The sequence below is a fragment of the Mesorhizobium sp. B2-4-17 genome, assembly GCF_006441275.1.
GTDB lineage: Bacteria > Pseudomonadota > Alphaproteobacteria > Rhizobiales > Rhizobiaceae > Mesorhizobium.
The window spans coordinates 97618-117868 of the sequence record NZ_VFUX01000004.1 but is presented as its reverse complement, the minus strand read 5'-3'; the positions used below and the strand labels follow the sequence as shown (position 1 = coordinate 117868).

16 protein-coding genes are annotated in these 20251 nt (G+C 63.5%); 5 read left to right on the top strand and 11 right to left on the bottom strand.

All coding sequences use genetic code 11. From position 1 onward, the window contains the following. The first annotated feature begins 139 nt into the window (after positions 1–139). Positions 140–1396 (top strand): Hsp70 family protein, encoded by a 1257-nt coding sequence (locus FJ548_RS05165; protein WP_140777164.1) that lies wholly within the window; start codon positions 140–142, stop codon positions 1394–1396. Positions 1397–1458: 62 nt separating this feature from the next. Here FJ548_RS05165 and FJ548_RS05160 read toward each other — a convergent pair whose 3' ends face one another. Next, positions 1459–2361 carry a LysR family transcriptional regulator gene (locus tag FJ548_RS05160; RefSeq protein WP_140777162.1) on the bottom strand — a complete coding sequence of 301 codons (903 nt, stop codon included), beginning with the start codon at positions 2359–2361 and terminating at the stop codon, positions 1459–1461. Between the two features lie 278 nt (positions 2362–2639). Here FJ548_RS05160 and FJ548_RS05155 point away from each other — a divergent pair, with 278 nt between their 5' ends. From FJ548_RS05155 to FJ548_RS05145, 3 genes are read left to right on the top strand one after another with little or no spacing between them, the layout of a single operon-like run. Next, complete coding sequence (locus FJ548_RS05155) at positions 2640–5573, top strand: molybdopterin oxidoreductase family protein (protein WP_181168715.1); 2934 nt, start codon at positions 2640–2642, stop codon at positions 5571–5573. Beyond that, on the top strand, positions 5570–6304 hold the full coding sequence (locus FJ548_RS05150; RefSeq protein WP_140691401.1) for a 4Fe-4S dicluster domain-containing protein: 735 nt from the start codon (positions 5570–5572) through the stop codon (positions 6302–6304). The genes FJ548_RS05155 and FJ548_RS05150 overlap by 4 nt, the downstream gene beginning before the upstream one ends. A 12-nt stretch (positions 6305–6316) precedes the next feature. Next, entirely contained in the window at positions 6317–7252 is a 936-nt protein-coding gene (locus FJ548_RS05145) for a DmsC/YnfH family molybdoenzyme membrane anchor subunit (protein WP_140777160.1), read from the top strand. A gap of 2 nt (positions 7253–7254) precedes the next feature. Here FJ548_RS05145 and pdeM read toward each other — a convergent pair whose 3' ends face one another. From pdeM to FJ548_RS05120, 5 genes are all read right to left on the bottom strand, one after another. Further along, complete coding sequence (gene pdeM / locus FJ548_RS05140; RefSeq protein ID WP_140777158.1) at positions 7255–7971, bottom strand: ligase-associated DNA damage response endonuclease PdeM; 717 nt, start codon at positions 7969–7971, stop codon at positions 7255–7257. After that, a complete protein-coding gene (locus tag FJ548_RS05135) occupies positions 7968–10502 on the bottom strand; it encodes a ligase-associated DNA damage response DEXH box helicase (RefSeq protein WP_140777156.1) in 2535 nt (844 codons plus the stop codon). The genes pdeM and FJ548_RS05135 overlap by 4 nt, the downstream gene beginning before the upstream one ends. A gap of 244 nt (positions 10503–10746) precedes the next feature. Then, positions 10747–11607 (bottom strand): NlpC/P60 family protein, encoded by an 861-nt coding sequence (locus FJ548_RS05130; RefSeq protein ID WP_140777154.1) that lies wholly within the window; start codon positions 11605–11607, stop codon positions 10747–10749. A gap of 31 nt (positions 11608–11638) precedes the next feature. Then, positions 11639–11989 carry a MarR family winged helix-turn-helix transcriptional regulator gene (locus FJ548_RS05125; protein WP_140607698.1) on the bottom strand — a complete coding sequence of 117 codons (351 nt, stop codon included), beginning with the start codon at positions 11987–11989 and terminating at the stop codon, positions 11639–11641. A 77-nt stretch (positions 11990–12066) separates the two neighbouring features. Then, a complete protein-coding gene (locus FJ548_RS05120; protein ID WP_140777152.1) occupies positions 12067–13431 on the bottom strand; it encodes a M17 family metallopeptidase in 1365 nt (454 codons plus the stop codon). A 134-nt stretch (positions 13432–13565) separates the two neighbouring features. Here FJ548_RS05120 and FJ548_RS05115 point away from each other — a divergent pair, with 134 nt between their 5' ends. Next, positions 13566–14387: a tetratricopeptide repeat protein gene (locus tag FJ548_RS05115; RefSeq protein WP_140607845.1), complete on the top strand. Its 822-nt coding sequence runs from the start codon at positions 13566–13568 to the stop codon at positions 14385–14387. 190 nt (positions 14388–14577) lie between these two features. Here FJ548_RS05115 and FJ548_RS05110 read toward each other — a convergent pair whose 3' ends face one another. The 5 genes from FJ548_RS05110 to FJ548_RS05090 are packed head-to-tail and all read right to left on the bottom strand — an operon-like array spanning position 14578 to position 20248. Then, complete coding sequence (locus tag FJ548_RS05110) at positions 14578–15594, bottom strand: type II secretion system F family protein (RefSeq protein ID WP_140777150.1); 1017 nt, start codon at positions 15592–15594, stop codon at positions 14578–14580. A gap of 9 nt (positions 15595–15603) precedes the next feature. Further along, positions 15604–16617: a type II secretion system F family protein gene (locus tag FJ548_RS05105; RefSeq protein WP_140777148.1), complete on the bottom strand. Its 1014-nt coding sequence runs from the start codon at positions 16615–16617 to the stop codon at positions 15604–15606. A gap of 29 nt (positions 16618–16646) precedes the next feature. Then, positions 16647–18155, bottom strand: coding sequence for a CpaF family protein (locus FJ548_RS05100; RefSeq protein WP_140607702.1), 1509 nt, complete (start codon positions 18153–18155; stop codon positions 16647–16649). 24 nt (positions 18156–18179) lie between these two features. After that, complete coding sequence (locus tag FJ548_RS05095; protein ID WP_140607703.1) at positions 18180–19469, bottom strand: CpaE family protein; 1290 nt, start codon at positions 19467–19469, stop codon at positions 18180–18182. A 50-nt stretch (positions 19470–19519) separates the two neighbouring features. Beyond that, positions 19520–20248, bottom strand: a complete 729-nt coding sequence (locus FJ548_RS05090) for a CpaD family pilus assembly protein (RefSeq protein ID WP_140607704.1) — start codon at positions 20246–20248, stop codon at positions 19520–19522. Positions 20249–20251 lie beyond the last annotated feature (3 nt).

Below are 20251 nucleotides of genomic sequence, written 5' to 3'. Positions count from 1 at the left end.
CTATAGACCGCACCTCCCCGCCCGAAGGGCAAGCACGCACAATTCAATCCGGCAGAGTGGTTCGGTCGTCCGAAACCGCAGCGCACGCTTCTCCCGCGAGCGCCGATCCGCTGCCTGCCGCCAATGACAGGAGGCTGCTTTGCGACCAGCATTCGCCGGTATCGACTTCGGCACTTCGAACTCCACCGTTGGCGTGGTCCGCAACGGGCAACCTCGCCTCGTCACGCTTGAAGACGGCCAGGTCACCTTGCCGAGCGCCGTGTTCTTCAACTTCGAGGACGGCCGGATCGGCTTTGGCCGGCAGGCCATTGCCAATTACACGGACAGCGTCGAAGGCCGGCTGATGCGCTCGCTGAAGAGTGTGCTCGGCAGTTCGCTCGCGCACGAAAAGACTCGCATCAAGGCGCGCTCGATCGGCTTCATGGAGATCGTCGGCCTGTTCATCGGTCATCTCAGGAAAAGGCTGGAGGAAGACGCCGGCGGTGCGGTCGAGAGTGTGGTGCTCGGCCGGCCGGTACAATTCGTCGATGACGATGCCAAGGCCGATGCGAAGGCGCAGAGCGAGCTCGAAGCTGCTGCCCACGCGCAAGGCTTCACGAATATCGCTTTCCAGTTCGAGCCGATCGCCGCGGCGCTCGACTACGAACAGAAGGTGACGCGTGAGGAACTGGCGCTGATCATCGACATGGGCGGCGGTACGTCGGACTTTTCGATCGTCCGCGTCTCGCCGGAGCGTGCCCGATCTTCGGACCGCAAGGAGGATATCCTTGCCAGCCGTGGCGTCCATATCGGTGGTACGGATTTCGATCGGCTGCTCAGCATCGCTCATGTGATGCCGAGGCTCGGCTATTTGACCCCGACCAAGGACAGCAAGCGCAATCTGCCGGCAAGCTATTTCATCGATCTCGCCACATGGCAGCGCATCAACCTGGTTTATACCGCCAAGGCGATGACGCATCTGCGCCAGATCCGCTACGAGGCCGAACGCGCCGATCTGGTCGACCGCTACATCCACATCGTCGAGCATCGCTATGGGCACGCGCTGGCGGCATTGGTCGAGAAGGCCAAGATAGAGCTGACCGACAGGTCGTCGGCGGAAGTCGCCGTGACGCTGCCGGGCGCCGCGTTCGCCGCCGAGATCACGCGCGAGGGGCTGAACGCCACGATCGCCAGGGAGATCGAGCGGATCACCGACACGGTCGGCCAGGCCATTCGCGACGCGCAGGTCAAGCCGGCGGATATCACCGCGGTGTTCCTCACCGGCGGATCGACCGCGATCCCGCTCGCAAGACGGGAAATCCTATCGCTGGTGCCGCAGGCTTCCGTCATCGATGGCGACATGTTCGGCTCGGTCGGCCTTGGCCTGGCGCTCGACGCCCAGCGGAAGTTCGGCTGAACCGTCTTTTGTTTCAGGGCAATTCCGGACGGAAACCGCCACGCACTTTTCCTGGAATTGCTCTAAGCCGGGCCACTTCCCGCGGTTCCGGCGCCGAGATGCGCCTTGAGCGCCATCTGGGCCAGGCTTGCCTGGCGATCGCGATGGCTGATCATGGCGAAGTCGCGCTTCGGCAATTCGATCGGCACGGCTCTCAGACTGCCTTCGGCGACGGCGCGTCCGACGACGAGTTCCGAGATGATGGTGGCGCCAGCGCCCGCCTCGACCGCCTGGCGAACCGCCTCGTTGCTGGGCAGCACCAAGAATACCTGCAGGTCGGCGAGCGAAATCCCGTCACGGCGCGCCAGATCCTCCAGCACTTCGCGCGTGCCCGAACCGCCTTCGCGGATGATCCAGCGCAAGCCCCTGATATCGGGTTGTCCCGGCGCGGTTTCGGATATCTCGGGATGGGAGTTGGCCACCACCAGCATCAACCGATCGGTATCGACCTTGGCGCGGCGCAATATGTCGGACTCGGTGCGCCCCTCGACCAGGCCGAGATCGGCGGCTCCATCGAGCACGCTGGCCTCGACCTGCCTTGTGTTGCCGATGCTGACGCTCAGCCTCACCGCGGGGTAGGCCTCGTGGAAGGACGCCAGCCGGCGCGGCAGCCAATAGCTGGCGATGGTCAGGCTGGCCGCGATCGAGAGACTGCCGGCGACCGTCTGCGAGACATGTTCCAGCACGTTGCGGGCGGCGGCGGCCCGCTCCAGCACGGCCTTGGCCTCGGGCAGGAATCGGTGGCCGGTCTGGGCAAGCTCGATGTTGCGGCCAACGCGGTTGAACAGGTGGACGCCGTGCTGCTCCTCAAGCGCGCGGATGGCGGCCGATGCGGCCGACTGTGAGATGCCCAGAAGCTCCGCCGCCTTGGTCATGTGGCCGCGCTCGGCGACAGCAACGAAAATGCGCAACTGATCCAGGGTCATGGACGCATTAAGAACCAATATCGATCGAATTTACAAGAACAACTGATTAGACGGATCGATAGCCTTATTCTACTTTTTGATCTGAAATTAGAAAAAATTGGCCATCGAATAGCTGCTGATAAAATGATCGGGCGATTCAGATCCCTGCTTGCCCATTGGGCCCGTGGCATCCGGCGGCGGCTGGCTGGTGATACCTATCACCCGGAACAGCATTACATGCGCGGTCCCGGGCCGAAGACGCGGGCCAAGTCCGAGAACCGTGCGGATACGGCCGGACCATGATGCACGGACCGCCGCGCGGCGCGAATTCCGCACCATCGCAACTGCCGCTTGCCGACACGCGAGCACCCGATGAGGGCGACGGCGTCGACACCTCGCCAAGCGTTTCCGACCGCATCGCCAAGACGACCTGTTACATGTGCGCCTGCCGCTGCGGCATCGACGTGCACGTCAAGGATGGCAAGGTCCGCTACATCAACGGCAACAAGGACCATCCGGTCAATCGCGGCGTGATCTGCGGCAAGGGCAGTTCCGGCATCATGCAGCACTACAGCCCGGCCCGGCTGAAGAAGCCGCTGCTCCGGAGCGGGCCACGGGGCTCGGGCGAGTTCCGGGAGATCGAGTGGGAAGAGGCCTTCTCGATCGCGACGGAGCGGCTCTCGGCCATTCGCCGGACCGACCCGAAAAAGCTTGCCTTCTTCACCGGGCGCGACCAGTCGCAATCCTTGACCGGCTGGTGGGCGAGCCAGTTCGGCACGCCGAATTTCGCCGCCCATGGCGGTTTCTGTTCGGTCAACATGGCGGCTGGTGGCCTCTACTCGATCGGCGGCTCGTTCTGGGAGTTCGGCGAGCCCGACTGGGACAACACCAAATACTTCATGCTGTTCGGCGTCGCCGAGGACCATGATTCCAACCCGATCAAGATCGGCCTCGGCAAGCTCAAGGCGCGCGGCGCCAAGGTTGTGTCGATCAACCCATGCCGGACCGGCTACAATGCCGTTGCCGACGACTGGATCGGCATCCGGCCCGGCACCGACGGCCTGTTCGTCTTCGCGCTGATCCATGAACTCATGAAAGCCGGGCGCGTCGACCTCGACTATCTCCTACGCTACACCAATGCGCATATGCTGGTCATCCAGGAGACTGATGCCGCCGATGGCGGACTGTTCTTGCGCGACGCCGACGGCAATCCGCTGGCCTGGGACAGGGTGGCGAAAACCTCCGTCAAGGCAATCAACCCGGAGGCGAAGCCGGCGCTGACCGGCAGCTTCGAAGTCGACGGCCGCCGCTGCGTGCCGGTGTTCCAGTTGATCGCCGACCGCTACCTCGATGAGAGCTATGCGCCGGATGCGGTCGCGGAGCGTTGCGGCATTCCCGCCGATACGATCCGCCGGACCGCCGCCGAACTTGCCCATGTCGCCTTCGAGCAGACGATCGAGCTGCCGGTGTCCTGGACCGATTGGGCCGGGCGCCGGCACCAGACGATCAAGGGGCGGCCCGTTTCCATGCATGCCATGCGCGGCATCTCAGCTCATACGAACGGCTTTCACACCTGCCGCGCCATCCACCTGCTGCAGGTGCTGCTCGGCACCGTGGATGTGCCGGGTGGATTTCGCTTCAAGCCGCCCTACCCCAAATCGGCGCCGCCGGGCCCGAAGCCCGCCGGCAAGACCGTCAAGCCGATGACGCCGCTCGACGGCATGCCGCTCGGTTTCGTCTGCGGGCCCGATGATCTGCTGGTCGACGAAGCGGGTACGCCGCTTCGCATCGACAAGGCCTATTCCTGGGACGCGCCGCTGGCCGCGCACGGCCTGATGCACACCGTCATCCGCAATGCGTGGGCCGGCGATCCCTACCCGATCGACACGCTGATGATGTACATGTCGAACATGGCCTGGAATTCCTCGATGAACACCATCGAGACGATTCGCATGCTGACCGACCAGGATGGAGCCGGCAACTACAAGATCCCGTTCATCATCTATTCCGACGCCTATTATTCCGAAACCGTGCCGTTCGCCGACCTCGTGCTGCCCGACACCACCTATCTCGAGCGCCACGACTGCATCAGCCTGCTCGACCGGCCGATCAGCCATGCCGACGGACCGGGCGACGCCATCCGCCATCCCGTTGTCGAGCCGGACCGGGACGTCAGGCCGTTCCAGTCGGTGCTGATCGAGCTCGGCGCGCGGCTGGCCCTGCCGGGTTTCGTCAATGACGACGGATCGGCCAAGTATGCGGACTATGCCGACTACATCATCAACCACGAGCGCACGCCGGGTATCGGCCCGCTGGCCGGCTGGCGCGGCAAGGATGGAACCTCGATCGGCAATGGCGAGCCCAATCCGAGCCAATTGCAGCGCTACATCGACAATGGCGGCTTCTGGCATCACGACTTTGCCGACGACCAGCGCTACTACAAGATGGCCAACCGTTCCTATCTCGACTTCGCGGTCCAGATGGGTTTCATCACCGAGGCGGAGCCAATCGTCTTCCAGCTCTATTCCGAACCGCTGCAGCGCTTTCGGCTGGCCGCGCGCGGCCACGGGCGTGTGCAGCCCCCGGAGGCCGCCGAGCGACAGCGCATCGAGACCTACATGGATCCGCTGCCGTTCTGGTACATGCCGTTCGAGGAAGCAGTCGTCGATCTCGAAAAATATCCGCTGCACGCGCTGTCGCAGCGGCCCATGCACATGTATCACTCCTGGGGCTCGCAGAATGCGTGGCTACGGCAGATCACCAGCCAGAACCGGCTGTTCGTGCATCACCGGACCGGCGCCAGCCTCGGTCTCGTCGACGACGACTGGGTGTGGATCGAAAGCATCAATGGCAGGGTGAAAGGGCAGATCAAGCTGATCGACGGGGTGAACGAAAGCACGGTCTGGACCTGGAACGCCATCGGCAAAAGGCGCGGCAGCTGGGGGCTTAAGGACGATGCCGCCGAGAGCAATCGCGGCTTCCTGCTCAACCACATCATCGGCGACCAGACATCGGCTGACGCCAGTGGCAGACGCTATTCGAATTCCGATCCGGTGACCGGCCAGGCGGCCTGGTTCGATCTGCGCGTGCGCATCGCCAAATGCGCGGCGGAGGAAGCCGGTTTCACCGAGCCGCAATTCGAGCGTTTTCACCAGCCGCCGCATTTCGAGCCTTCGCCCGACACGCTCCGTTTCGGCGCCGAATTCCGCCACGAGAGAGAAGCCACCGAATGACCTGCCTGCCCTCTCATACGGACAAACGGCTCGGCCTTGTCATCGATCTGGACACCTGCGTCGGCTGCCAGGCCTGCGTCACCGCTTGCAAGGAATGGAACACCGGTGGCCACATGGCGCCGCTGACCGACATCGACCCCTATGGCGGCCATGTCGACGGCGTCTGGTTCAACCGCGTGCATAGCTACGAGCACACCACCGAAATGGGCGGCCGCACGGTCAACTTCCCACGCTCCTGCCTGCATTGCGAGACGCCGGCCTGCGTAACCGTCTGCCCGACCGGTGCCTCCTACAAGCGGGCCTCGGACGGCATCGTGCTGGTCGACGAGGATAAGTGCATCGGCTGCAAATTGTGCAGCTGGGCCTGCCCTTACGGCGCGCGTGAGTTCGATACCGATGTCGGCGTGATGAAGAAATGCACGCTCTGCGTCGATCGCATCTACAACGACAATCTGGCAGAGCAGGACCGCGTGCCGGCCTGCGTCGCCGCCTGCCCGACCAGCGCCCGGCATTTCGGCGATCTCGGCGATCCCCAGTCGGCGGTTTCGCAGCTGGTAAGAGAACGCGGCGGTGTCGACCTGATGCCGGAACTCGGCTATCGCCCAACCAACAAATACCTGCCGCCGCGCGCCCACACAACGCGCGCTGCATCGGTGGCCGCTCCGGCCTTGGAGCCGGTACGGGCTGAGGGCGGGTTCCTTGGCTGGGTCGACCGCATGCTTTCGAACTAGCCTCGCCAGACCATGCATCCCGCCTTCTCCGTCGTCTTCTTCACCACCGCCACCGGCGCCGGCTACGGCCTGCTCGCGCTGCTTGGCGTGCTGGCGTCGCTTGGGTTCATCCCGGACGATTTCTGGCTGGGCTTGGTCGGCCTGGGACTGGCGCTCGGACTGATTGTGGTCGGACTGTTGTCCTCAACCGGCCATCTCGGACGGCCGGAGCGGGCCTGGCGGGCCTTTTCGCAGTGGCGCAGCTCCTGGCTATCGCGTGAAGGTGTTGCCTCCATGGCCACCTTCATCCCGGCAGGACTGTTCGGCATCGGCTGGGTCATTCTTGGCCGCCTCGACGGCTGGGTGGCGGCCGTCGGGCTTCTGGCCGCCACTAGCGCCATCGTTACGGTCTGTATGACAGGCATGATCTATGCCTCGTTGAAACCCATCGCCCAGTGGCACAGCCCCTACACCTTGCCCGGCTATCTCATCTTCTCGGCGATGAGCGGCAGCGTGCTCCTGAACGCGGTGTTGCAAGGTTTTGCACTGCGTTCGAAAATCTTTCTGGCGTCTTCCGTGCTGCTCGTCCTGCTTGGCTGGATCTGGAAACTGGCAACCTGGCGCTACAACGACCGGCTGGAAATCGCGACCACCGCCAACACCGCGACGGGGCTTGCCGGCGGCACGGTGCGGACGTTGGAATGGCCGCATACCGAGGAAAATTACCTGCTCAAGGAAATGGGCTTTCGCATCGCGCGCAAGCACAGCGCGAAGCTGCGCCGGATCACGCAGGCACTGGCCTTCGCATTGCCCATCCTGTTGCTGGTCGCCGCCTTCGCCTTGCCCTGGCCTTTCGGCGCGGCGCTATCAGTGCTCGCCGCGATCGTCCAATTCGTCGGCATGCTGGTCGAGCGTTGGCTGTTCTTCGCCGAAGCGAAGCACACGGTTACCTTGTACTACGGACGTTAAGCTCAGCCGGGGCGCAACATCGAACCGGAGATAGCGAAGATGCGGTCGGTGCCAAGCATGTACGCCATCAGCGATTCCAGGCGGAACAGCCCGGCATAGGCGCGGTCGAGCACGTTGAGCGAACCGGTATAGGCGCCGAAGGCGGGCATAATCATGCGGCCGCCATCGCCGGCGAAGCAGCGCCTGCGCACTGAGCGCCCGCGCTGCACGATGCGGGCGCAAGGGTGGAGATGGCCCGCGATCTCGCCTTCGACCCGCAGCTTCGACGGCTCATGCCGAAACAGCAGCGAGCCGATGGCCAATTCCCGCACCGTTTCGCCCGCCAGATCGGCGGGCGCTTCCGGATCATGGTTGCCGGCGACCCAGAACCATTGGCGACCTCGCATCAGCGCTTCCAGCCGCTCACGAAAGCTCGCATGCATGCGCTCGGCGCCGCCGCCGTCATGAAAGGAGTCGCCCAGGCTGATGACGATCGACGGCTGATAGTCTGATATCACGACCTGCAGTCTGAGCAAGGTCGCGCCTGTATCGTAAGGCGGGATCAGCGTGCCGCGCCTTGCCAGAGACGACCCCTTTTCCAGATGCAGGTCGGAGACCGCGAGCAGTTTTAGCTCTGGAAAATAGAGCACGCCGCGCGGATCGCAGACCGCACGCTCGCCGGCAATGCCGACAAGGTCGGCCTCGGCGATCAGCGATGCACGCGCCAGCGAGAAATTCATGCCTCACTCATTCCCGGGCCCATGGCCTCTTCGACCAGTGTCGCCGCATCCATCAAAAGTGTTTCATCGGCTTCGCCGTTCACCGGCATTCTGCCAATCTCAAGCATGATCGGCACCGCGAGCGGCGAAATCTGCTCCAGATTCTTATGCATGATTCGACCCTGGATGCGCGAGAGCATGTCCGCAAGTCTACTGACATCCAGCAGACCGGCCGCCGCGTCCGCGCGCGTTGCCTGAAGCAGGATGTGGTCGGGCTCGTGGCTGCGCAGAACGTCATAGATCAGGTCGGTGGACACGGTGACCTGGCGGCCGCTCTTCTCCTGGCCCGGATGCCGTTTTTCGATCAATCCTGAAATCAGGGCGCAATTGCGGAAGGTGCGTTTGAGAAGCCAGCTGTCGGCGAGCCAGGCCTCCAGATCGTCACCCAGCATGTCCTGGTCGAACAGCGCGCCGAGAGACGGTTTGCGGGCTTTGAACATCGCCCCCATGTCGCCCAGCGACCATATGGCCAACGCATAGTCGGTGGCGACAAAGCCGAGCGGCCTGGCACCCGCCCGGTCGAGGCGACGGGTGAGCAACATGCCGAGCGTCTGGTGGGCGAGCCTGCCCTCGAACGGATAGGCGACCAGATAGTGGCGGTTGCCACGCGGGAAGGTCTCGATCAGCAGGTCATCGCGTTTGGGCAGAATCGATTTGTCGGCCTGGAACCGCAACCAGTCGGCCACTTGCTCCGGCAATTGCTTCCATCGCTGCGGATCGTCCAGCATGACGCGTACTTGTTCGGCGAGGTATGTCGAAAGCGGAAACTTGCCGCCGCCATAATAAGGCACCTTGGCATCGCTGCCGGGCGCGTTCGACACGAAACATTCGCTTTCGCGGATGCCTTCGAAACGAAGAACTTTGCCGGCAAACATGAAAGTATCGCCGTGGGTCAGCGTTTCGAGGAAGGCCTCCTCGATCTTGCCCAGAACCCGACCGCCGCGCGACGCCGAGCCCTTGCTGCCGGCCTGGACGTACCTCACATTGAGCGCAGGCACCTCGATAATGGTGCCGACATTCAGCCTGTATTGCTGGGCAACGCGCGGGTTGGAGACCCGCCATAATCCGTCCTTGTTCAGGCGGATGCGGGCGTAGCGCTCGTAGTTCTTCAGCGCATAGCCGCCGGTGGCAACGAAATCGATGACGCGGTCGAATGTCTGGCGATCAAGATCAGCGTAGGGCGCGGCCGTCCGGATCTCCTCGAACAGCGCATCGGCACTGAACGGCGCACCGCAGGCGCAGCCCAGCACATGCTGCGCCAGGACGTCGAGCCCGCCATTGACCAGCGGCGGCGTGTCCTGCGCCCCGAGATAGTTGGCGTCCAGCGCCGCCCGGCATTCCAGCACCTCGAAGCGGTTGGCCGGGATGAGGATCGCCTTCGAGGGTTCGTCCATGCGGTGATTGGCGCGGCCGATGCGCTGCGCCAGGCGGCTTGCTCCTTTCGGCGCGCCGACATGCACGACCAGATCGACGTCGCCCCAGTCGATACCCAGGTCGAGCGTGGAGGTGGCGACGATAGCGCGCAGTGTGTTGTCACCCATGGCCTTTTCCACGCGCCGGCGTTGCGCAACGTCAAGCGAGCCATGATGCAGCGCGATCGGCAACGTATCCTCATTGACCCGCCACAATTCCTGAAACAGCAGCTCCGCTTGGCTGCGCGTGTTGACGAATAGCAAGGTCGTCTTGTGGCGCTTGATTTCGCGGTAGATTTCCGGCGTAGCATAACGAGCCGAATGTCCGGCCCAGGGCACGTGCTCTTCCGAATCGAGGATCGATATTTCGGGCTTCGCACCGCCGGTGACGACGATCAATTCGGCCATTTCGCTGGGTGGGTTCTGGCTGACCAGCCAGCGCCGTAACTCATCCGGTTCGGCGACCGTCGCCGAAAGGCCGATCGTCTGCAGGCCAGGAACAAAGCTGCGCAGCCGCGCCAGGCCGAGTGCCAGGAGATGGCCCCGCTTGGAGGTCACCAGCGAATGCAGTTCGTCGAGCACGACATAGCGCAGATCCTCGAAGAAGCGCCTGGCATCGGGAGCCGCGATCAGCAGCGCCAGTTGCTCTGGCGTGGTGAGCAGGATGTCGGGCGGCACGAGTTTCTGCCGCTGGCGCTTGTGGGAAGGCGTGTCGCCGGTGCGCGTCTCGATAGTGACGGGCAGCCCGATCTCTTCCACCGGCTTGCCGAGATTGCGCTCGATGTCGACGGCCAGCGCCTTCAGCGGCGAAATGTAGAGCGTATGGATGCCGCGATGCGCGTGCCCTGGTTTTCGCCTCGGCCGGACGGCCAGTTCGGTCAGCGACGGCAGGAAGCCTGCCAGCGTCTTGCCGGCGCCGGTCGGTGCGATCAGCAGCACCGATTGCCCGGCTTGAGCCTTCGCCAACAATTCGATCTGATGGGCGCGCGGCGACCAGCCCTTCTCGCCGAACCATTTTACGAATGGCTCGGGCAGGGCGATCGCGGCAATCTGGTCTGCGAGGCGTGGCTGCTCTGTCACACGCCAGAGGTAGCGCGGCAGCGGCCAGTCGCCAAGCAGAATCGGAACAAAAGGGGATCGCGCTATCTACTTCGCCATAAGAGATTGGCGAAATGTTCGGGGAAAGCACCCCTCGCCTCGTTTACGGGGAGAGGATGCCGGCAGGCAGGTGAGGGGCAGCGCCAACGGGTCCGAGGTTCGCGCCGCCCCTCATCCGCCCTTCGGCACCTTCTCCCTGTATAGTGACTGGGAGAAGGAAGGAAACCTACGGCCGCCGAAACCCTGTCGGGCCGCCATAGAGATAGCCGATGCGGGCGATGGCATCCTTCAGCCCTTCGCGCGAGACCAGCATGGTGTGGCCGTTGGCGTGGATCATGGTCTCGGCATCGGTCATGATGGCGACATGGCCTTTCCAGAAGACGAGGTCGCCCCGGCGCAATCCAGCATGGTGCGGACCCGGATCGAGCGGCTCGCCGATGCTTGCGGCCTGCATGTCGGAATCACGCAGCACGTCCCTGCCGGCCATACGCATCGCCAATTGCACCAGGCCCGAACAGTCGATGCCGAAGCCGGAAACACCACCCCAGAGATAAGGGGTGCCGATAAACGTCTCGGCAACCGCGACATAGTCGGGGGCGACTTCGGTGATCGGCCGCAGGTGTCCCGCGATGATCGTCTCGCCGGAGGGCAGGACGGCATAGTGCGTGCCGCGCGTCTTGGCGGCACCGGTCACCGTCACCGTCGATCCCATCGACAATTGGCCCGCGACCGGAAAGCGCAGGTCCGGGCCGGGATAGAGGAAAGTGCGCGGGACTGAGACGATATGGGTGGGTGCATGGTCTCGTCCGCCCAGCATGGTTTGGGCGACATAGCCGACATAGCCGTCGCGTTCGGCCTGAATCCAGGCCCAGCCTTCGGCATCCTCAAAAACCAGCACATCGTCGCCAAAAAGGGCTTGCGTGTTGACGCCCGCGTCCGGGCGCGGCGCCTTGCGGATATCGGCCACAGGAACCGAAATCCGCACCGGCCGGCCGGCAACGAAGCGGTCGGCAACGACCTCTCCTTTCAGCCTTGCATCGGCGAGATCGGAACGGAAGGCGTGAAGGCGTGCATCGTGAGCGGTCAAAATCGGCAACCCTGTTGTATGGGCAATACGGTCAGATCGGCAGTTCCTGAGCCCTGGCGATGATACCATCGCCGAAGCGCTCGACAAAGAGCGCGCCCTCGACCGTGCGCTTGATCAGCACATTGCGCTTGTCGAGTTCGTCACGATGGCGCGACACCAGCTTCAGCGCCCCCATCGTGTCGAGCGCGCGCGTGATGACCGGCTTGGTGACGTTGAGGCGCGCGGCGAGCCCGCGCACCGTATGCGGCGGCGGATCGAGATAGATGGTGAACAGGATCGCCGTCTGGCGCATGGTCAGGTCGGGCGCGTCTTCGCGCACCTGCGACAGCATCACCTGCTGCCACAGTCGCAAGGCCTGGCTGGGGCGCATCGCAATCGACATCCGCCCAGCATGACGGCAAATTGTTTCGGTTCCGTTTCAGTTTCAGCAATTTGCCGGCTCTGCCCGCAGCCGCCGAATCAGCCAAACCGTGCCGAGATGACCCGCTCGAGGGCGCGGATGCCTTGCGCCTCGCCCCCGGCGGGACCGTATGCACGATCGGCTGGGTTCCAGGCGAAGATGTCGAAATGCACCCAGTTCGCCGTCTTCTCGACAAAGCGCTTGAGGAACAACGCCGCCGTGATCGAACCGGCGAAACCGTCGGTGGTGACATTGTTGATGTCGGCGACCTTCGACGACAGTTTCGCATCGTAAGGTCGCCACAGCGGCATGCGCCACAATGGATCCTCGACGGCCAGCGATGCCGCCGCGAGCTCCGAGGCCAGCGCCTCCTCACCGGTATAGAAGGGCGGCAGGTCGGGGCCGAGCGCGACACGGGCGGCTCCGGTCAGCGTCGCCATGTCGACCAGGAGCTGCGGCTCTTCGTCGTCGGCCAGCGCCAGCGCGTCCCCCAGCACGAGCCTCCCTTCCGCGTCGGTGTTGCCGATCTCGACCGTGATGCCCTTGCGGCTCGCCAGCACGTCGCCCGGCCTGAAGGCATTGCCGGCGATCGAATTCTCGACCGCGGGGATCAGCACCCGAAGCCGCACGTTCAGCCCGGCAGCCATGATCATCGAGGCCAGCCCAAGGACATTAGCCGCACCGCCCATGTCCTTCTTCATCAGCAGCATGCCGGAGGACGGCTTGATATCGAGGCCGCCGGTGTCAAAACAGACGCCCTTGCCGACCAGCGTCACCTTCGGCGCGCCCTGTTGCCCCCATGTCATGTCGATCAGACGCGGCGCGCCGGTCGAGGCACGGCCGACGGCATGGATCATCGGGAAATTCCGCGCGAGCAGGTCGTCGCCCTTGATGACCGAGACCTCGGCCTTGTGGGTCCCGGCCAGGGTCCGCACCGCCTTCTCCAAGTCGTCCGGTCCCATGTCGCTGGTCGGCGTGTTGACTAGGTCGCGCGTCAGGAAGACGCCGTCGGCGATGCGGCGCACGCGAGCCGCGTCGACACCGGCCGGTACGTCAAAGCGCAGCGCCTTGCCCGGTTTCTTGCCGTAGCGGGCAAAAACATAACCGCCGAGCGCCAACGCGAGCGCCGCCAGTTCCGGCTCGGCCGGTGTCGAAGCGAAATGCCAGTCCCCCTCCGGCAGGGCTTTCGACAGCGCGCCGAGAGCGAGCGCGCCCTCTCCATCGCCAACACCGAACAAGGCGCCGGCAAGTGCGCCGTTTTCGCCGGGCACGGCCAGCGTCCTGCCTGCTTCACCCGAAAATCCATTAGCCTTGGCCCAGGCGATCGCGGATGGCGCAAGGCCCGCGGCTTCCAGGCCATCACGAGCGACCAGATGCACCGGCAACGCGCCATCCAGTTTCTTCTCGACGAGTTCAACAGGCATTCGATCTTCTCCCATGCCGAGCTCAGGCCCCGAGTCGGCGGTTTTTAACTCTCCGTTAGGGTTAACAGAATATTTCTGCGGGAGGGAAGATGGCCACGCGATGGCTACGCGTATGAATGGAGGCTTAGGTGCCGATGCCGACCAACCGCACAGTGAATGCAAGGGCAAAACGGCTTGTCACCACCGCCCTCATGCTGGCGCTCGCGGCGGGCGTCGCCGGTTGCGGAACCAGCAAGCTCACGACTGGCTCGATCAGCCGCACCAGTGGCAAGCCGCTGGAGTCCATGTCGGCTGGAGAATTGCATAATGCCACCGCCGCACTTGGCCAGTCCTACGCCAGAAACCCCAACGACAAGCGTATAGCGACCAACTTCGCGGCCGCGCTGCAGATGGACGGCGATGCCGACCAGTCGCTTGCCGTGATGCGCAAGCTGGCGATCGCCTACCCCAAGGACCGCGACGTGCTCGCCGCTTATGGCAAGGCGCTCGCCGCCAATGGTCAGTTCGAGGCGGCGCTCGACGCCGTGCGTCGCGCACAGACGCCCGAGTATCCCGACTGGAAGCTGGTGTCGGCGGAGGCGGCCATCCTCGATCAGACCGGCCAGAAGGACGAAGCGCGCCAGCTTTACCGCAAAGCCCTCGAACTCAAGCCGAACGAACCCTCGGTTCTCTCCAATCTCGGCATGTCCTACGTGCTGGAAGGGGATCTGCGCACCGCCGAGACCTATATGCGTTCGGCCGCCCAGCAGCCTAATGCCGACAGCCGCGTGCGCCAAAACCTGGCGTTGGTCGTGGGCCTGCAAGGCCGTTTCGACGAAGCCGAGAAGATCGCCTCGCAGGAACTCTCGCCCGAACAGGCGCAGGCCAATGTCGCCTATCTCAGGCAGATGCTGGCCCAGCAGAATGCCTGGAGCCAACTCAAGGATCAGGACAAGGCGAAAGCCGCGACCAACTAGATCTAGAATTGCTCAACGGTTCATCGTTTTCACGGAAACGCCGAGCCGCCTCATCTCTTTACTTTGCGCAAGTCCCATGACGACAAAGGCGGCGCTGCAAGTACGCGGCGGCCAATCGCCGAACCATGCCGGACAGGAAGATCGCCGCGCTGCACGCCGCGCGGCCATCTTCCTTGTCCAAGCGGATACGTCACTGGCTATTGGACTTGTGCTGATCGCCGAAGATGCCGCGCTGGCTGACCTGGATGCCGGCAGGGCCTAGGATGATGGCGAAAAGCACCGGCAGGAAGAACAGGATCATCGGCACGGTGAGCTTGGGCGGCAAGGCCGCGGCCTTCTTCTCGGCGGCGTTCATGCGCATGTCGCGGCTTTCAGCGGCAAGCACGCGCAGCGCGTGCGCCACCGGCGTGCCGTAGCGCTCGGCCTGGACGAGCGCCTGCGACACAGATTTGACCGATTCCAGGCCGGTCCGGCTTGCGAGATTCTCGTAGGCCTGCTTGCGTTCCTGCAGGTAGGAAAGCTCGGCGTTGGTCAGGATGAACTCTTCCGCCAGCGGCACCGACTGCGCGCCGATCTCGTCGGCCACCTTGCGCAGCGCTGCTTCCACCGACATGCCTGATTCCACGCAGATCAGCATAAGGTCGAGCGCATCAGGCCATGCCAACTGGATCGACTGCTTGCGCTTGGTGGCGCGGTTGTTGACGTAGAGCACTGGTGTGTAGAAGCCGCCATAGGCAACGAGCACGCAGACGAACAGCCGGACGACCAATGGCTTGTCCGGCAATCCCCCGAGTATGAACATGTAGACCAGAGCCAGCGCGAAGCCGACGAAAGGGAGCACGAGACGGAAGAAAAGAAACCGCGTCAGCGGATTCTGCCCACGAAAGCCGGCGACCTTGAGCTTCTGCAAGGTGCTTTCGTCGGCCAAAGCGCGCCGCAGATCGAGCCGGTCGACAATGTTGCGCATGCCGATCGACTGTTGCTCGCGCAGGCCCTTGCGGCGGCGATCGGCCTCGCTCGCAAGCCGCGCGCGCTGCTTGGCGCGAAGCTCATCGCGCTCCAGCGCCACCGATTTCATGCGCGCCTTGAGCTGGTTTCCGCCCAAGGCCGGCAGCAGCGTAAACACGGTCGCGAACACGGCGATGCCGACCAGCAGCGCGATCAGAAGGCTGGGATCCGTCAGTGACTTGACGACTTGTTCGCTCATGCCGCGGCCCTAGACTTCAAAGTTCATCATCTTGCGCATCACGAAGATGCCTATCGACATCCAGACGCCGGAAACGCCGAGGATCAGATTGCCAATGCTGGTGGTGAACAGCGGCATCAGGTAGTTGGGGCTGGAGAGATAGACGAGAAAGGAGACGATGAAAGGCAGTGCGCCGATGATCGCGGCGGAAGCCTTCGCCTCCATGGACAGCGCCTGGACCTTGGCCTTCATCTTCTTGCGATCGCGCAGCACGCGCGAAAGATTGCCCAGCGCCTCGGAGAGATTACCGCCAGCCTGCGACTGGATCTGGATGACGATGCCGAAGAAACCCGCCTCGGTGCATGGCATGGTTTCGGGCATGCGCAAGGTCGCATCGGGGATCGACAGGCCCATCTGCTGTGAATCGACGATACGACGAAACTCTGCCTTCACAGGCTCGGGGGATTCGTTGGCGATCAGGCGTATGGCATCGTTCAGCGGCAGGCCCGACTTGACCGCGCGCACGATAATGTCGAGCGCGTTCGGAAATTCGTTGAGGAATGCCTTGACACGGCGCGCACGGCGAAACGAGACGAACCAACGCGGCAGGCCGAACGCACCAGCCACCAGCACACCGGGCAGGACCAGCAGCGGCGCTCTAAGCATGAAAGCGACAATGGTCAGCGCGAGGCCGCATATCACGGAATAGATATAGAAGCGCTCGATCGTAACCTTCATCCCGGCCTGCCGAATCTGCACCTTGAGCGGCGGCTTCTTGACGGCGTTGTCCTTGAATTTTTGCTTCTCGTCGAGCTCCTTCAGCGAATCCTGCACGGATTTACGGCGCTTGGCCGCATCCGTCGCGCGGTCGCGCGTGGCTTTGACGATGGAGCGGTCGGTCTCGGCGGCCTTGATCGTTTCCAGCCGCTTGCCGGCCTGTTTCTCGTTGCTGATCCGTTTGAACAGGAATGCATAGGCGACCGCGCCGGCGCTGAAGCCGGCGAGCACGACAAACGCCAATACGGTGCCGTCAATTCCAAACATCGACCAGAACCTTCACGCCTGCGGATGCGTCAGTCAGCACGTTTCTCCATGGCCTCGAGCGCATTGGCGAGACGCTGCTCCTCGCCGTAGTATCGCGCCCGATCCCAGAAATGCGGGCGGCCGATGCCGGTCGAGACGTGCTCGCCCAGCAGCCTGCCGTTGGCGTCCTCGCCCTTGATGTTGTAGAGAACGATGTCCTGGGTGATGATGACGTCGCCTTCCATCCCGATCACTTCGGTGATGTGGGTGATGCGCCGCGACCCATCGCGCAGACGCGCCGCCTGGATGATCACGTCGATCGAGCCGACGACGATTTCGCGCACGGTTTTCTGCGGCAGCGAATAACCGCCCATGGCGATCATGGATTCGATACGGTTCAGGCATTCGCGCGGGCTGTTCGAGTGGATCGTTCCCATCGAGCCGTCATGACCGGTGTTCATGGCCTGCAGCAGGTCGAACACTTCGGGTCCGCGTACTTCGCCGACGATGATGCGCTCCGGCCGCATGCGCAGGCAGTTCTTGACCAGGTCGCGCATCGTCACCTCGCCCTCGCCTTCGAGATTGGGCGGACGGGTTTCCAGGCGCACGACATGCGGCTGCTGAAGTTGCAGTTCGGCCGAGTCCTCGCAGGTGATGACGCGCTCCTCGCGGTCGATGTAGTTGGTCAGGCAGTTGAGCAGTGTCGTCTTGCCGGAGCCCGTGCCGCCCGAAATGACGATGTTGCAGCGGACGCGGCCGATGATCTTGAGAACTTCGGCGCCTTGCGGCGAAATGGCACCGAACTTCACCAGCTGATCGAGCGTCAGCTTGTCTTTCTTGAATTTGCGGATTGTGAGCGCGGTGCCATCGATGGCAAGCGGCGGTGCGATGACATTGACGCGGGAGCCGTCGGGAAGACGGGCGTCGCAGATCGGGCTGGATTCATCGACACGGCGGCCGACCTGGCTGACGATGCGCTGGCAGATGTTGAGAAGCTGCTGGTTGTCGCGAAAGCGGATGCTGGTCTGTTCGACCTTGCCATTGACTTCGATGTAGACGTTCTTGGACCCGTTGACCATGATGTCGGCGATGTCGTCGCGGGCGAGCAGCGGCTCGAGCGGCCCATAGCCAAGCACGTCGTTGCAGATGTCCTCGAGCAGTTCCTCCTGCTCGGCGATCGACATCGCGAAATTCTTGATCGCGATGATGTCGTTGACGATGTCGCGGATTTCCTCGCGCGCGCTTTCGGGGTCGAGCTTGGCGAGCTGCGACAGGTCGATCGTGTCGATGAGGGCCGAGAAAACCTGGCTCTTGGTGTCGTAGTAGGTTTCGCTCTTTTCGCGCGGGCCTCGCTTCTGCTCTGGCGCGATGGGCGGCGCATCGACCGCCCGGCGGGCCGGCGGCGCGACAGGGGCGCTCGGCGGAGGCGCCGCCGCGGGCCGGGCAAGCACCGCCGTGTCCGCCGAACCCGCGGCCGCCGGCGTGACCGGCGCCGGTGCCGGCTGGCGGAATTCCGGCTTGAACCGGTTGCCGTCGTCGTTGCCTCTTTTACCAAACATGATCGACTACCGGTCCCAAAAGCGTCACTTCTTGTTGCGCGAGAGCTTGCCGAGGAGGCTACCGAGGCCAGCCTTCTTTTTCGTCCTGATTTCGCTGCGCCCTGTCAGCACATGGGCAATTTCGTTGATGGTGGCGACGACCTGGTTCTTGGCATCCATCTCGCCGAGCATACGCCCGTTGTTGGCTGCATTGCCGAACAGCACCGGATCGAAGCCGATGACCGACATCGGCGTGAGGCCGAGCGGCTCGGCGAAATCGGACGGCGAAATCTCCGGACGCTTGGGAACACCGGCCTGATTGATGATCAGCTTCGGCGGAGGGTCGTTGGGGCGCAGCCGCTTGAGCATGTCGAGCAGGTTCTTGGTGTTGCGCAGATTGGCCAGTTCCGGCGTCGCCGTGATGACGATCTCGTCGGCCTTGACCAGCGTGTTCTTGGCCCAGCCCGTCCAGACATGGGGAACGTCCAGCACCAGGAGCGGCACGCTGCGGAGCGCGGTATCGACAAGCTGAGCAAAGGCATCGGGGTCGAAGTCGTAGACGCGTTCCAGCGTCGAGGGCGCCGCGAGCAGCGACAGGTGTTCGGCGCACTGGGTCAGCAGCCTGTCCAGATAGACCTCATCGATGCGTTCGGGCGAGAACACCGCTTCGGCGATGCCCTGTGCCGGATCCTGATCGAAATTGATGTTGGCCGTGCCGAAGGCGAGGTCGAGGTCGGCAACGACGACCTCGGATTTGAACAGCGAAGACATTGCCCAGGCCACGTTATGGGCGATCGTGGACGAGCCGACGCCACCCTTGGCGCCGACAAAGGCAATCGAGCGGCCGAGCGGCTCGGCCTCCGGATCGACGAAGATCGACGAGACGACACTGACGATATCGGCCATCGACACCGGAGCGATGACATATTCCGAGATGCCGGACCGGATGAGCTCACGATAGAGACCGACGTCGTTGTAATGACCGATCACCACCACTTTCGAGGTCGGGTCGCAGTATTCCGAAAGCTGGGCGAGCTGTTCCAGCAGTTGCTTGGGTTCGCTGCGCGACTCCAGCAGGATCAGGTTCGGCGTGGGCGCCGACTGATAGAATTCGATGGCGGTGGGAATGCCGCCCATATGGACCTTGAGATGTGCCTTGGCCATGCGGCGATCCTCGCCGGCACGCTCGACCGGATTGGCAACGCCCTCCGTCTCGCAGAATGCCTGGATCGAAATGCGCGGAACCGGCCGCAACGCCTGCATCGCGGCGATGTCCTGCGGCGAGGTATCGCCGCCGTCCACGGTGGCGTCATAGGCAAGGTTGCTCATGGTCATGCTCTTTCCGTGGCCCGTTCTTTCGCTGGCTTCTTTTTCCCGAGGGCGGCTCAGTAGGTCACTTCCGAATTGCCGAGGAATTCACCCGAAATGCCCCTGTTGCGATAAACGTCGATCACCGCGCCACGATTTTCCGCGTCGATTGTGGTCTGCTTGCGCGGACCAATCAGGTCGGCCGGGTTGGCCATCTGAGCGGCGAGATTGTTCTGGTAGGAGCAACCGAAGTCGGCGTAGTGCTTGTTTTCCGACGTCTCGACCAGGTCATCGGGCCAGCGTCCGCATTTGTCGGTCTGGGCTTTTACCGAGATATAGGCGACGCGAACCGGAGCGGATATTTCGCTCGATCCGGCCTGGTAGGCGACCACGACGATCCGGTTGCGCTTGACGCCACTGGCGATCGCGAGCCTGGCGAAATCACGACCGGCCGCCGTCGCGGCAACCTCGTTGGCCGATCCGCGGGGAATCTGGATCGTCAGCGTCGGTGCGGCACTCTTGTCATAGCCGTCGAGGAAACCCAGAAGCGTATCGCGCTGCGAACCGGTCATGCCGCGGTCGCCAGCGCCGACGGGAAGGTCGATCTTTTGATTCTTCTCCGCGATGACGATCGGATGGTTGGTGCGATAGTCATCCGGAATGGCACCGACAGTGACGCTGTCGCGCTGGGCGCAACCGGCCAGCAAGGCCGTCGCCGCAACTGCCAGGAACGGGAGGACCCGCAGGCGCGAACGGCTGGTGCTCGTCGTCTTGGTGGTCGTTGTCTTCAACGCTGACTGAGACATGTC